This is a genomic window from Nonomuraea sp. NPDC049607 (assembly GCF_040675375.1).
Lineage (GTDB): Bacteria > Actinomycetota > Actinomycetes > Streptosporangiales > Streptosporangiaceae > Nonomuraea.
The window spans coordinates 353,861-366,142 of sequence record NZ_JBFAOV010000001.1 but is presented as its reverse complement, the minus strand read 5'-3'; the positions used below and the strand labels follow the sequence as shown (position 1 = coordinate 366,142).

General features: G+C 71.1%; 14 protein-coding genes and 1 pseudogene. 9 read left to right on the top strand and 6 right to left on the bottom strand.

The window, feature by feature from the left end; genetic code table 11:
* Positions 1-76: 76 nt before the first annotated feature.
* The gene (locus AB0J97_RS01845; protein ID WP_357693057.1) at positions 77-1,072 is read left to right on the top strand and encodes an LLM class flavin-dependent oxidoreductase; all 996 of its coding nucleotides are present in this window, start codon (positions 77-79) and stop codon (positions 1,070-1,072) included.
* Here AB0J97_RS01845 and AB0J97_RS01840 read toward each other — a convergent pair.
* Positions 1,069-1,527 carry a hypothetical protein gene (locus AB0J97_RS01840; protein ID WP_357693055.1) on the bottom strand — a complete coding sequence of 153 codons (459 nt, stop codon included), beginning with the start codon at positions 1,525-1,527 and terminating at the stop codon, positions 1,069-1,071. The genes AB0J97_RS01845 and AB0J97_RS01840 overlap by 4 nt on opposite strands.
* A complete protein-coding gene (locus AB0J97_RS01835; RefSeq protein WP_364083271.1) occupies positions 1,511-2,227 on the bottom strand; it encodes a PAS domain S-box protein in 717 nt (238 codons plus the stop codon). Before AB0J97_RS01835 ends, AB0J97_RS01840 begins: the two co-directional genes overlap by 17 nt.
* 205 nt (positions 2,228-2,432) lie before the next feature.
* On the opposite strand from AB0J97_RS01835, the gene AB0J97_RS01830 reads away from it, so the two are divergent.
* From AB0J97_RS01830 to AB0J97_RS01820, 3 genes are all read left to right on the top strand, one after another.
* Positions 2,433-2,822 carry a serine hydrolase domain-containing protein gene (locus tag AB0J97_RS01830; protein ID WP_364083268.1) on the top strand — a complete coding sequence of 130 codons (390 nt, stop codon included), beginning with the start codon at positions 2,433-2,435 and terminating at the stop codon, positions 2,820-2,822.
* An 80-nt stretch (positions 2,823-2,902) separates the two neighbouring features.
* Complete coding sequence (locus AB0J97_RS01825; protein ID WP_364083265.1) at positions 2,903-3,223, top strand: hypothetical protein; 321 nt, start codon at positions 2,903-2,905, stop codon at positions 3,221-3,223.
* Between the two features lie 23 nt (positions 3,224-3,246).
* Positions 3,247-3,684 carry a GNAT family N-acetyltransferase gene (locus AB0J97_RS01820; protein ID WP_357693049.1) on the top strand — a complete coding sequence of 146 codons (438 nt, stop codon included), beginning with the start codon at positions 3,247-3,249 and terminating at the stop codon, positions 3,682-3,684.
* Here the strand turns inward: AB0J97_RS01820 and AB0J97_RS01815 are convergent.
* Positions 3,666-3,854: a hypothetical protein gene (locus AB0J97_RS01815; RefSeq protein WP_364083262.1), complete on the bottom strand. Its 189-nt coding sequence runs from the start codon at positions 3,852-3,854 to the stop codon at positions 3,666-3,668. The genes AB0J97_RS01820 and AB0J97_RS01815 overlap by 19 nt on opposite strands.
* A gap of 73 nt (positions 3,855-3,927) precedes the next feature.
* Between AB0J97_RS01815 and AB0J97_RS01810 the strand changes: the two genes are divergently transcribed.
* The gene (locus AB0J97_RS01810; RefSeq protein ID WP_364083259.1) at positions 3,928-4,953 is read left to right on the top strand and encodes an ATP-binding cassette domain-containing protein; all 1,026 of its coding nucleotides are present in this window, start codon (positions 3,928-3,930) and stop codon (positions 4,951-4,953) included.
* Complete coding sequence (locus tag AB0J97_RS01805) at positions 4,950-5,786, top strand: ABC transporter permease (protein WP_357693043.1); 837 nt, start codon at positions 4,950-4,952, stop codon at positions 5,784-5,786. Before AB0J97_RS01810 ends, AB0J97_RS01805 begins: the two co-directional genes overlap by 4 nt.
* Positions 5,787-7,466: 1,680 nt before the next feature.
* Here the strand turns inward: AB0J97_RS01805 and AB0J97_RS01800 are convergent.
* Positions 7,467-8,651 (bottom strand): annotated as a pseudogene (locus AB0J97_RS01800) (BTAD domain-containing putative transcriptional regulator); the annotation flags it as partial.
* Positions 8,652-8,994: 343 nt separating this feature from the next.
* On the opposite strand from AB0J97_RS01800, the gene AB0J97_RS01795 reads away from it, so the two are divergent.
* Both AB0J97_RS01795 and AB0J97_RS01790 read left to right on the top strand, forming a co-directional pair.
* The gene (locus tag AB0J97_RS01795) at positions 8,995-9,576 is read left to right on the top strand and encodes a hypothetical protein (RefSeq protein ID WP_364083255.1); all 582 of its coding nucleotides are present in this window, start codon (positions 8,995-8,997) and stop codon (positions 9,574-9,576) included.
* Positions 9,560-10,288: an FAD-dependent monooxygenase gene (locus tag AB0J97_RS01790; protein ID WP_364083252.1), complete on the top strand. Its 729-nt coding sequence runs from the start codon at positions 9,560-9,562 to the stop codon at positions 10,286-10,288. Before AB0J97_RS01795 ends, AB0J97_RS01790 begins: the two co-directional genes overlap by 17 nt.
* Positions 10,289-10,351: 63 nt before the next feature.
* Here the strand turns inward: AB0J97_RS01790 and AB0J97_RS01785 are convergent, their stop codons facing one another.
* Positions 10,352-10,501 (bottom strand): hypothetical protein, encoded by a 150-nt coding sequence (locus tag AB0J97_RS01785; RefSeq protein ID WP_364083250.1) that lies wholly within the window; start codon positions 10,499-10,501, stop codon positions 10,352-10,354.
* Between the two features lie 33 nt (positions 10,502-10,534).
* Positions 10,535-11,344 (bottom strand): nuclear transport factor 2 family protein, encoded by an 810-nt coding sequence (locus tag AB0J97_RS01780; RefSeq protein WP_364083247.1) that lies wholly within the window; start codon positions 11,342-11,344, stop codon positions 10,535-10,537.
* A gap of 141 nt (positions 11,345-11,485) precedes the next feature.
* Here AB0J97_RS01780 and AB0J97_RS01775 point away from each other — a divergent pair, with 141 nt between their 5' ends.
* A complete protein-coding gene (locus tag AB0J97_RS01775; protein ID WP_364083244.1) occupies positions 11,486-12,184 on the top strand; it encodes a haloacid dehalogenase-like hydrolase in 699 nt (232 codons plus the stop codon).
* The last annotated feature ends 98 nt before the right edge of the window (positions 12,185-12,282 follow it).

Here is a 12,282-nt window from a genome sequence, read left to right as displayed (position 1 = left end):
GGCGGGGAAATAAGCGGAGAGCCGTTACGGTTGCACTCGCCGATGGCCACCGTCCAGGCGAAAGGGCTCGTACCCCATGACTGTTCCACTCTCCATCCTTGATCTGGCGCACATCGGCGACGGAGAGACGGCGAGCGAGAGCCTGGCCGCGAGCGTGGGCCTGGCCCAGCGGGCCGAAGAACTGGGATACCACCGCATCTGGTACGCCGAGCACCACAACATGCCGAGCATCGCCTCCTCGGCCACCAGCGTGCTCATCGCCCACGTAGCCGCCCACACCAGGACGATCCGTCTCGGAGCGGGCGGCATCATGCTGCCCAACCACTCCCCGCTGACCATCGCCGAGCAGTTCGGCACCCTGGAGACCCTCCACCCCGGACGCATCGACCTCGGCCTCGGCCGCGCCCCCGGCAGCGACCAGCAGACCATGCGCGCCCTGCGGCGCACCCCCGGCGCCGCCGACACCTTCCCCCAGGACGTCCTCGAACTACAGGGATACCTGACCGGCGAGTCGCGCATCCCCGGTGTGGACGCCACGCCGGGCAAGGGCACGAACGTGCCGCTGTACATCCTCGGCTCGTCGCTGTTCGGCGCCCAGCTCGCCGCCGCGCTCGGGCTGCCGTACGCGTTCGCCTCGCACTTCGCGCCCGACGCGCTGGAGGAGGCCGTGGCGCTCTACCGGCGCGAGTTCAAGCCGTCCGAGCAGCTGGCCGAGCCTTACGTCATCGCCGGGGTGAACGTGATCGCCGCCGACACCGGCGAGGAGGCGCAGGAGCAGCTGCTGACGGCCAAGCGGTACCGGGTGAGCCGGTTCCTCGGGCGCGGACGCACGTTCACGCCGGAGGAGGCCGACATGGTGCTCGAATCGGCGGCCGGGCAGCAGATCCTGCGGATGATGCAGTACTCCGCCGTCGGCACGCCCGCCGAGGTGGAGGACTATCTGACCCGCTTCGCCGCGCACGCCCAGGCCGACGAGCTGATCGTCGTCTCCTCGGCGCCCGACAGGAAGGCGTGGCTGCGTTCCATCGAGCTGCTGGCCGCCGCCCACGGCCTCGCGGGCGCCGCCTCCTAGTCGGCCGAGCGCTGCGGCCTCAGCAGGTGAGGCCCGGTCAGGTCGGACGGCGGCGCGGGCGACAAGCCGGCGTCGACGAGCTGGGAGCGCAACGCGAGCACCGTGCGTTCGAGGGCCCGGATCTGGGCCTGCAACCGGCGGATCTGGTCGCGCATCGCGACCGAGCTGCTCTGCTCGTCGACCAGCTCCGCGCCGAGCTGGCTCGCCTGGCCCTGCATCCTGGTCATCTGCTTCTCCATCTGCGCCAGGGCGTCCTCGTAGATCGTCTTGGCGCGGATGAAGGCCTCGGCGTCGACCTTCGAGCGCTCGACCTCGGCCTGGTGCTCGACCTGGAGCAACGCGCTCTGCTGGGACTTCTTGCTGGCGTCCGTCGCGGACCGGAAGGCGAGGTAGGCCACGCCGAGCGGCACGACGCCGACGCCGAGCTGGACCAGGATGTCACTCAGACCGGACATGGTGGCCCCCCAAGGGACGGATCACCCCTGTGTAGGTGACGCCGTCGTCGCTGTACCAGGCGTTGACCGTCAGCCCGATCGCGAACTCGCTGCCGTCGCGATGGAGGCCGACCAGCGGGATGATCCGGCCGGCCAGCTCGGAGTGGCCGTCGGAGAGCACCCGGGCCAGGCCGTCGGTGTGCGGGTCGCGGAAGCGCGGCGGCATCAGGATCGTCAGCGACCTGCCGACCGCCTCGTCGGTGTCCCAGCCGAACAGGGCCTCGGCCTGCGGGTTCCACGACTGGATCGTCCCCGAGGAGTCGGCCACGATGACGGCCGTCGACGACGCGGCGCGCCGGCCCGGCAGGCGGTTGATCACGACGGCCTCGGGCCAGGTGGCGATCAGCGCGATCCAGCCGCCGAAGGCCAGCCACACCGCCCCGCCGACCCAGCCGCGCGGGTTGTCGCCGGTGAAGGTCGAGAGCAGATAGATCAGCCCGTACGTGAGGAGCACCGCGGTCGCGGCGGCGAAGGCCATCCGGTCGGACCGCATGAACGCCTGCGTCAGGCAGAGCAGGCCGAGCGCGCACCAGACCGCCGCCCAGGCGGGCAGCGGGGCGATGACGGCCAGCGTGGCGTAGCCGGGGGTGCCGCGCTGGCTGCCCGGCACGAACGCCAGCGAGGCCGCGATGGCCAGGCTCAGCAGGCCGACGAACGTCAAGGAGGCGCCCCGCCTCCCGATGCGGCGGAGGACTCGGGTGAGGGTACGGCGACGTGGGGGCGTACCGACAACGGGCCCATGACTCACAGTCGCCACATTAATGCAGGCGGTTATTTTCCGATGAGACTATCGCGCCTGGAAACGCCGGGGAAACGGCGCCGGCGCTTGCATTCCTCTCCTGGAACCGCCCGAGGAGAGGTGTGCAATGAGTGGAGCCGGATTCCCGCAGCCGTCACGGCGGACGACGTTGGGCCTGCTGGGGGCCGTGCCCCTGGACGGGTTCCCCGACGAGGTCGCCAGGCACGTCACCGTGCACCAGCTCCTCACCCACAGCTCCGGCCTGCCGGACTTCACCGTCCAGGACCCCGACGACGTCAAGCGGGTCACCCACAGCGTCGAGGAGCAGACCCGGTTCATCAGTACGCGCACCCGCCTGCTCAAGCCCGCCTACACCCCCGGGACCGACAAGACCTACAGCAGCTCCGGCTACGAGATCCTCGGCGAGCTCGTCGCCACCCTGTCCGGGCTGCCCTTCCACGAGTACGTGCGGCGCAACCGACGGCGTCCGCCACCTGGAGGCGGGGGCCGTGTCTGAACGGCGGGCCCGGCACCAACGCCGCCCGCGCCTTCATCGGCTCAGGCGGCGGCAGCGGCTTCTCCTCGGCCCCCGACCTGGTGCGGTTCGCGCTCGCGCTGCAACGCGACAAGCTGCTGAACCGCGCCTACACCCAGCTCTACCTGAGCCCCAAGATGTCCGGCCCACCCCTCGCCGGCCCCGGCCCGGCGCCCGCGGCCGAAGCCTTCCAGGCGTACGGGCCCATCGCCGTGATCACCGGCGACCAGCGGCACATCGGCCATGGCGGCGGGATCGCCGGCGGCAACACGAACTGGTCGATCTACCTCGACCGCGACTGGGTGGGGGTCATCCTGTGCAACTACGACCTCGACATCCAGTCCGTCATCCGCCAGGAACGGCAGGCCGTCCCGGGTGCCTGAACGCCGTCGATAGGGTCGGGCGCATGGGTGTCGAGGTGGGTGTGGTGCGTGAGGTGGACCAGGAGCTCGTGGACGCCTTCGGGGTGCTGCTGCCGCAGCTCTCCGCGTCCGCCGAGCCGCTGGACCGGGCGGCGCTCGAACGCGTCGTGCGCAGCGAGGCGATCACCGTGCTGACCGCCCGCCTGGACGGGCGGATCGTCGGGACGTTGACGCTGGTCCTGTTCCCGGTGGCGACCGGCATGCGCGCCCGCATCGAGGACGTGGTGGTCGATGCCTCGGCAAGAGGGCGCGGGGTCGCCGCCGAGCTGACCCGGCACGCCCTGCACCTGGCCGGACAGGCGCGGGCCCGTACGGTCGACCTCACCTCCCGCCCCGACCGCGAAGCCGCCAACCGCCTGTACGAGCGCCTCGGCTTCCGGGCCAGAAGCTCGACGGTCTACCGCTACGGCTCCGAGCGGTAGCCCGTACGGCAGCTGGTCAGGAGGCGGGCGAGGGTCTGGGCAGGGGGTTCGCCGTCGGTGTGGAGGACGGTCGTGGCCAAGGTGCCGGTCGGTGAGGCCATGCCCTCGCCGAGGGTGCTCTTGCCTGTTGCGGCGGGACCGATGAGGATCATCCACGGCGCTGCACGCATCCGTCCATTCTCCCGGCAACCGGTGAAACCTTGTCGAGGGCACCGTGAAACCGGCGTCCCCGACAGTGGAGCCATGAGCATCACAGAAATCGGGCACACCGGGGTCGGCCCACCCCTCAGCGGGGCCACCGAACTCGCCGTACGCGCCGAAGGGCTGGTGAAGACGTTCGGCGCGCACCGGGCCGTGGACGGCATCGACCTGGACGTACGCACCGGCGAGATCTTCGGCGTCCTCGGCCCCAACGGCGCCGGCAAGACCACCACCCTGCGCATGCTGGCCACCCTCCTGAAGATCGACGCCGGCCGCGCCGAGATCTTCGGCGTGGACGTGGCCGCCAACCCGCACGTGATCCGCCAGCTCGTCGGCGTCACCGGGCAGTACGCCTCGGTCGACGAGAACCTGACCGCCCGCGAGAACCTCTGGCTGTTCAGCCGCCTCCAGGGCATCGCCAAGCCGCGCGCCCGGAGCATCGCCACCGAGCTGCTGGGCCAGTTCGGCCTGGAGGACGCCGCCGACAAGCCGATCTCGCAGTTCTCCGGCGGCATGCGCAGGCGCCTGGACCTGGCGGTCAGCCTGATCACCAGGCCGCCGTTGATCTTCCTGGACGAGCCCACCACCGGCCTCGACCCGCGCACCCGGGGCCAGATGTGGGACGCCATCCGCGACCTGGTCGCCGACGGCTGCACGGTGCTGCTGACCACCCAGTACCTGGACGAGGCCGACCAACTCGCCGACCGCATCGCCGTCATCGACCACGGCCGCAAGGTCGCCGAGGGCACCCCCGACGAGCTGAAGAGCGCGGTCGGCAACTCGACCCTCCAACTGCTGCTCGCCGACCCGGACGAGGTGCCCGCCGCCGTCGAGGTCGTGCGGCGCGTCCTCGGCTCCGACCCGGTGCTCAGCCCGGAGCAGGGCCGCCTCAACGTCGCGCTCGACCAGGCGGACCTGGCCGCCGAGGTGCTGATCGCGCTGCGTACCGCCGGGGTGTCGATCTCCTCGGTGAGCGTGGCCAAGCCCAGCCTGGACGAGGTGTTCCTCGTACTGACCGGCCACGAGACGGACGGCGACGCCGCGACCGGCACGGAGGAGAACCGATGAGCACCATGATCGCCCCCACCCGTGAGCGGGTACGGGCCGCCGACCGCGTGGAGGCCGCCCGGCGGCGCGTGACCATGGGGGAGACCGTCGCCCAGACGTTGTCGATGGCCTGGCGGGCGCTGAAGAAGATGCGCCGCAACCCGGAGCAGTTCTTCGACGTGGCGCTGCAGCCCATCCTGTTCACCGCGATGTTCGCCTTCATCTTCGGCGGCGCCATCGCCGGCGACGTGCAGAACTACCTCCCGCTGATGATCCCGGGCATCCTCGCCCAGACGGTGCTGACGACCTGCATGGCCACCGGCACGCAGCTCCGCGAGGACATGGAGAAGGGCGTCTTCGACCGGTTCAAGTCGTTGCCGATCGCCCGGATCGCGCCGCTGGCCGGCCCGATGGTGGCCGACCTGCTGCGTTACACGATCGCGGCCACGCTGACCTTCGGCATGGGCCTGGTGATGGGCTACCGGCCGGGCGGCGGCGCGGTCGGCGTCCTGGCCGCGATCCTGCTGGCCATCTTCACGGGCTGGTCGCTGGCATGGATCTTCACCTGGGTCGGCACGATCGCCCGGAGCGCCCAGGCCGTCCAGGGCATCTCGATGATGATCCTGTTCCCGTTGACGTTCCTGTCGAACGCGTTCGTCCCCGTGGAGACCCTGCCCGACTGGCTGGCCGCGTTCGTCCGGGTCAACCCGGTCTCACACCTGGTCACCGCCGCCCGGGACCTCGCCAACAGCGCCTCCCTCAGCGGCGAGGTGGCCTGGACGCTCCTGGCCTGCGCGGCCGTCATGGCGATCTTCGCTCCCCTGTCGGTACGCAGCTACAAGCGGCACATGTGAGCGCCGCCGGTCAGGGCCGAAGACCTGCTCGACGTGCCGCCGCGCCTCGTCGAGCAGGTCCGGTCCGCGCCGGTCGCCGTACTCGGAGCGGACGGTGGCGAGCATGCCGGGCGCGGCCCGTTCCGCGTACGGCACGATCCGCTCGAAGCTCATGCTCGGCATCGTGCTGTTGTACGTGAACCGTTCGGCCAGCACCAGCAGCCTGATCGCGTCGCGCGCCGCCATGGCCTCCCGCAGCAGCCCCCAGGTCCCGAACGCGAACAACATCGTGCCGCACACCGGGAAGTCGAGGACGGGGTTCTCCACGACCAGCAGGTCGTAGCGCCGCGCCCGCGCGAACAGCTCCTCGCCGAACCGGACGTCCCGCGGCCCGGCGTGATGCGCGTACGCCGTCAGCGTGATCGCCTCCGTGACGATCGACCAGGGCGTGGTCTCCTCGGGCGGTACCCCCGGCGGACGCAGGTCGCCCGCCCGCTCGACCGCCCTGCGGTACTCCGCCAGCGCCGCGGCCGTCTGCCCGCGGGCGAGCGCGATCTCGGCCGCGCACAGCAGGTCGATCGCCGCCCCGCCGAGTATCGCGTCACCGTCGTTGATCCCGGTGATGCCGGCGAGCTCGGCCTCGGCGGCGTCGAGATCGCCGTCGGCCAGCGCCGAGACCAGCAGGACCGAGCGGAGCTGGGCCTCGTCGTCGGCGGCGCCGAGCCGGCGCAGCACCGGGATGGCGGTCCGCGCGTGGCCGACCGCGCGTCCGCGGTCGCCGAGCTGCATGACCAGATGGGCCAGCACGGTGTGCGTGATGGCGGAGATCCACGGCCCCTCGTCGCCGCGGAGCAACGACAGCGTCTGCTCGGCGGCCTCGATCGCCTCGTCCACGGCTCCCACGTTCTCCAGGACGTGGATGCTCGCCTGCGCCGCCGCCAGCGCCACGTCGCGGTCGGGGCTCCGGCGCAGCACCATCAGCTTGCGGAAGGCGTCGTCCCGGTCCCACGAGAGCACCACCGTGCTCATCGCCCCCAGGCGGGGATCGGTCTCGCCGGTCTCCGGCAGCTCGCACAGGAGCAGGCGAAGAGGGTCGTGGGCGCGGTCGCTCACGGCGATGGTGTTCATCAGCGAGATCAGCAGGGCGGCCCGGGTCACCTCGACGAGGTGCGGCGGCGGCGCCCAACCCTTGATCACCTGCCCGATCGCCTCCCGGTGGACGAAGATCCGGGAGTGGTCGCCGCGGATCGACCACAGGGCGCCCACACCGGCCAGCAACTGGACCGTCGTGACCGGATCGGACTCGGCGAGCGCCTGCCGGAGCAGGTCGGCGAGGTTGCCCTCCTCCGCGCACAGCGCGTCGACCGCCGTGTACTGCTCGGGGCCGAACAGTTTGTAGGCGTACGCGTGGGCGTACGCCGTCGCCCACTCCCGTTGCGCCGTCCGGGCCGCGGCCTCCTCGCCGGCCTCCTTCAGGCGCATCCGGCCGAACTCCCTGACCGTCTCCAGCATGCGGTAGCGCAGGCCGTACGCCGTCTCGCGGACGCTGAGGATGGACTGCTCGGTGAGCGCGTCCACGACGTGCAGGGCGTCCGGGCCGAGTACGTGCTCGGCCGCGGCCAGCGTGAACCCGTCGCCGAACAGCGCCAGCCAGCGCCACGCCTGCCGTTGGGGCTCGTCCAGCAGGTTCCACGACCAGTCGATCACCGCGAGCAGCGTCTGGTGGCGGTCGGGGGCCGTACGGTTGCCGCCGCGCAGCAGGACGAACCGGTCGGCCAGCCGTCGCGCGATCTCCTCGACCGACATCACCCGCACCTTGGCCGCGGCCAGCTCGATCGCGAGCGGCAGCCCGTCGAGGCGGGCGACGACCTCCCCGACCGCCTGCCCGTCCAGCCGCACCCCCGGACGGGCGGCCGTGGCACGCTGGCGGAACAGCTCCGCGGCGTCGTCCGCGCGCAGCTCGCCGAGCAGGTAGACGCGTTCGGCGGGGATCGACAGGGGAGCCCGCGAGGTGGTGAGCACCCGCAGGTCGCGGGCCGTCACGGTGAGGAAGGCCACCAGGTCGGCGACGGCCTCGATCACGTGCTCGCAGTTGTCCAGGATCAGCAGCGCCGGAGCCTGGTCGAGATGCTGGGCGATCCGGGCCCGTACGTCGGCGCGCTGCTCGGCGGTCAGGGTACGACGGCCGCCGACCGAGTCGCGGACCCCGAGCGCCGACCCCACCTCGCCCACCACGCCCTCCGGCGAGGAGACGCCGACCAGCTCGATGAAGTGGACGACGGACTGCGCGGCGTTCCGGCCGACGACATGAGCCAGCCTCGTCTTGCCCAGGCCGCCAGGGCCGATGACGGAGACCACCCGGTTGGTCGGCAGCAGCGAGTGGATCGCACGGATGTCGTCCTCGCGGCCGAGCAGGGAGGAACCGTCGAACTGGATGCCCACGCGTACCGGCCGGTCCGCGTGGAGGAGTTCGGCGTGCACGCGGGCCAGGCCGGGGCCCGGTTCGGTGCCGAGCCGGTCGATCAGCCCCGAACGGTGACGTTCGTAGCGCTCCAACGCGGCGGCGGCCCCGCGTACGGCGGCCTCGCTGCGCAGCAGGCAGGTCAGCAGCTCCTCGTCCTGCGGCCGTTCGGCCGCGACCTCCTCCAGCAGCGGCAGCGCGCTCTCGTGCGCGCCGCTGCGGCTGCCCGCGATCGCCGCCACGCGCCTGGCCTCGGCCACCTGCCTCGCCGCGACGGCGCGCAGGTCGGCGAGCGGGCCAGTGGCGCCGTCGGGGCCGGCCACGACGAGGTCCATGGCCTCCTCGGCACGACGGCGCGCCAGCGCCGTGTCGTCCTCGCCCAGCGCCGCCCGCGCCTGCTCCACCAGCGTCCCGAGCAGCAGCACGTCGACCTGTGCGGCGGGGAGCCCGAGCCGGTAGCCGCGCGGGACGCGCACGACGGCGTCGGGGCAGGTCGCCGCCCTGGTACGGGAGACGACCACCTGCAACGCCTTGGTCGGGTTGGCCGGCGGCCCGTCGGGCCACAGCTCCTCGACCAGCCGGTCGTCGCCGACCCCCGCGCGTCCCTGGAGGGCCAGCACGGCCAGCAGGGTGTGCGCGCGGTCGCTCACGACGTGCGCGCCGCGCCACCGGACGCCGTCGAGGAGGACCAGTGAGGGAGACACATCCTCAGCTTACGGACGATTCACCGGCCCGTGCCGCCTCCGGCACGCGGCCCAGCGGAACGCCTTGCCCGCTCGACACTCAGACCGCCTTCGCCCGGCCGGTGCCGACGGCCTCGTCGACAAAGGCGTCTGCGAACGATGCGACGGCTCGATCGACCGGTACACGATCCCGTTCATCCGCCCCGACGACAGCACCCCGCTGCTGAACGCCTTCAAGGGCACGGTCTACCGGTTCGCCAGATCCATGGCGGCGAACCCCTGGCTGGGCGCCGCCGTGGCCACCGTGAAAAGCCGTCCCATGCTGTACGTCACCATCTCGGGAGCGGGCGCCGGCGCGATCCTGCCCCATCTGGACAGACAAGGGCTTCCCAAGGAGGTCGTCTTCGTCCAGGACGCGACCGCACTCGTGAACGACGAACTCCTGGACGTGAGGAGCAGGCCGTTCGCCCCGGTGGTGGCCTCCTGGCGGGACGCGCCGACCACGGTTCGGAAGGACCGGAGCTGCCGGCTGGGGCAATGCGCCGCGCAGAAACTGCTCAACCGCATCTTCGCCGACGCGCGCCGGCGCAACGCGTCGGGCGCGTCGGAGGTGCGCCCGCCCGCTCTGACCGGCGTGATTACGATGAGGTGTGGAACGGCTTCGTAGCGTGCCCGTGGCGGACGACGAGGTGGAGGTGCTGATCGTCGGTGGCGGCGCGGTCGGGCTCACCGCACGGGCGCTGCTCGAACGCTGGGGCGTGCGGACCCTGCTGGTCGAGCGACACCGCGAGCCGTCACCCTTTCCCAGGGCCCGGCTGCTCAACGTGCGCTCGATGGAGATCTACCGCCTGCTCGGCCTCGCTCCCGAGATCACCGCCACAGCCTTCACCCCCGAGTACGGCCGCATCCGCTTCCGCGACACCATGCGGGACCGCGACTTCGCCACGGCGGCGATGATCGGGATCAACGCGCCGGTGCCCGAGAGCCCTGTGACCGGCGTGGTCACCTCCCAGGACCGTCTGGAACCGATCCTGCTCGCCGGGGCGTCGTCACCGGTCCGCTTCGGCACCGGGCTCGTCGACCTGACCGAAGAGGCCGACGGCGTCGCGGCCCTGATCGGCGGCTCTCACGGCGGCTCTCACGGTGGTTCTCTCGGTGCCTCTCGTGGCTCTCGACCCGGAGACCGGACCCGCCTGCGCGCCCGGTACGTCCTCGCCGCCGACGGTGCGAACTCCACCGTCCGGAGCCTGCTGGGCATCGGCGTCTCCGGCCCCGGGCGGATGGGCGGCTTCACCACCGTCGTGTTCGACGCCGTTCCACCCGGACAACATCGGCTTCTACGAACCGTGGGACGGCCAGGACGACACCTGACCCTCTGATCGGCAGGGAAGTGCGGACGCTTCGTCAGTCACCGGCGCCCCTGATGAAGCGGGAACGCCGGCTCATTCACCCAGAGGCCGAAGCTGTCTGGCCTCCACCGCATGCCGCCCCTTGCGTCGCTCACCCAGCCGCACGCCCCGGTCGGGGGCATCGGGCACGCTGCTGCCCACGTTCGACAGCTCCAGCGGAACGCCCTTGTCGGTCGTCCCCATGGCTTGGCCATCCGTGCTCGATCGGCCAGTGTCTCAGGGGTGGACCGACTGGTCGGCGAGGGCCTCGGCGACGGTGAGGCTGTCTTCGTAGACGGCATATCGGGTGATCAGCCCGTCCTTGACGGTGAGGTGAAGCGCGCACAGGGCCACGTATCGCCTCCCAGTGGCCTTCACCATCTGCTTGATGTCGCCGAGCACCGCCGCTTCCGTTCCGTCGATGAGGACGCGGGACACCTCTCCGGCCGACTCTTCGGGGACGTGGAAGGCGGCTATTTCCCGGAAGTGGTCGGCGACGTCGGCGCGGGTGTACCGGGGACGGATCCACGGCACCGCCGGATGGCCGTCCTCCGGCCAGTCCAGTTGCCAGTCGACGTGCTCGGCGAACAACTCGGCCATCCGGTCCGGATCGCCCTCGCCCAGCCGGCGAAGGAACTCCTCCGTCGTGGCACGAGTGCTCGCCTGGTTCGGCGTGCTCATAGTGAACTGGTACTCGTGCCGGATCAGCCCCTTTCCGCCGAGGGTGAGAAAGATCCGGCCGGCCCAGGCGATGTTCCCTTCTGCTGCGGGGACCATGTGGGTGGTGAAGGTGACCGTGTCGTGGTGGCCGGTCGCGTCGCCCGCGGGCCGGAAGACGAATCCTGCGTCCCGCACCAGATCGTTGTGTGCCTGGGTGATCCGGGCCTCAAGGGCGTCATGACCGTGGTATCGGGCGGATTCGGTGACCTGTGTGCCGTCCGCGTCCCACAGTCCAGCGATGGCATTTCGGCGCGCAACCGGGTCGGTCTCGTTCCATACAGCGACGTAGCGGTTGACAAACTGGTCGATATCAATGTCGATGTCCACGTGTGGGACGTTATTTCGGTTCCACTGACATCCCATGTCAGTGGACTGAGGCAGACTTCACCGCATGCGTGCGAGCCGTGACCACCGTGCAGCTCGAACTTATTTGCCTCCCGCGAGGGCGGCGACGGGCGGAGGGATTCGATGGCGGGTCGCCGAATCGTGTTGTGGGACATCGACCACACCCTCATCGACACCAGAGGTGTCGGCCGTGAGCTCTCGGCGCAGGCGTTCGAGCAAGTGACGGACGTCCCCATGGTCAAGCAGGCGAAGATCGACGGCCTCACCGAATCGGTGATCTTCCGAGAGACTGCGAAGCTCCATGGCCTGCGGACCGACCGGTACGATTTCGAGCGCTTCGCCGCGGCCCTCGCCAAGGCCCACCTGGCGCGGGCTGCCGACCTGCGGAAGCGCGGTCACGCCCTCCCCGGTGCCGCCGCGGCTCTGGACGCCTTGGGCGCCACCCCCGGAGTGCTGCAGACCGTCCTGACCGGGAACGTCCGCAGCGTAGCGGAGATCAAGCTCCAGGTCTTCGGCCTGGACGGGCGTATCCGCTGGGACATCGGCGCGTTCGGAGAGGACGACGACGTGCGGGCCGAGCTGGTGCGCATAGCGTTGGGCCGGGCAGCCGCGCTGTTCGGGGCGCCGGTCGCGCCTGGCGAGGCGGTGCTCATCGGAGACACTCCGGCCGACGTCGAGGCCGGTTTGGAAAACGGCGTACCGGTGATCGCGGTGGCGTCAGGGCGAAGCTCCGCCGATGACCTGCGCGACGCCGGCGCTGTCCACATCCTGCCGAGTCTTGAGGTCACGGACGCGGTCGTAGCCATGGTTCGGGAGGCGTAGCCGACGGCCGAGCCGAGCCCCTGTTGACGTGATCCCCAGATTGCCTGAACAGCTGAGCGACTGCGGCAGGAACGTCTGGCCGCATGCAGCGTTCCTCG

Bases quoted from the DNA above. Each gene is read 5' to 3' on its own strand.
- AB0J97_RS01810 (WP_364083259.1), top strand. From the start codon at position 3,928: ATGAGCATCACAGAAATCGGGCACACCGGGGTCGGCCCACCCCTCAGC.
- AB0J97_RS01845 (WP_357693057.1), top strand. From the start codon at position 77: ATGACTGTTCCACTCTCCATCCTTGATCTGGCGCACATCGGCGACGGA.
- AB0J97_RS01815 (WP_364083262.1), bottom strand. From the start codon at position 3,854: ATGCGTGCAGCGCCGTGGATGATCCTCATCGGTCCCGCCGCAACAGGC.
- AB0J97_RS01785 (WP_364083250.1), bottom strand. From the start codon at position 10,501: ATGGGGACGACCGACAAGGGCGTTCCGCTGGAGCTGTCGAACGTGGGC.
- AB0J97_RS01840 (WP_357693055.1), bottom strand. From the start codon at position 1,527: ATGTCCGGTCTGAGTGACATCCTGGTCCAGCTCGGCGTCGGCGTCGTG.
- AB0J97_RS01805 (WP_357693043.1), top strand. From the start codon at position 4,950: ATGAGCACCATGATCGCCCCCACCCGTGAGCGGGTACGGGCCGCCGAC.
- AB0J97_RS01820 (WP_357693049.1), top strand. From the start codon at position 3,247: ATGGGTGTCGAGGTGGGTGTGGTGCGTGAGGTGGACCAGGAGCTCGTG.
- AB0J97_RS01830 (WP_364083268.1), top strand. From the start codon at position 2,433: ATGAGTGGAGCCGGATTCCCGCAGCCGTCACGGCGGACGACGTTGGGC.
- AB0J97_RS01775 (WP_364083244.1), top strand. From the start codon at position 11,486: ATGGCGGGTCGCCGAATCGTGTTGTGGGACATCGACCACACCCTCATC.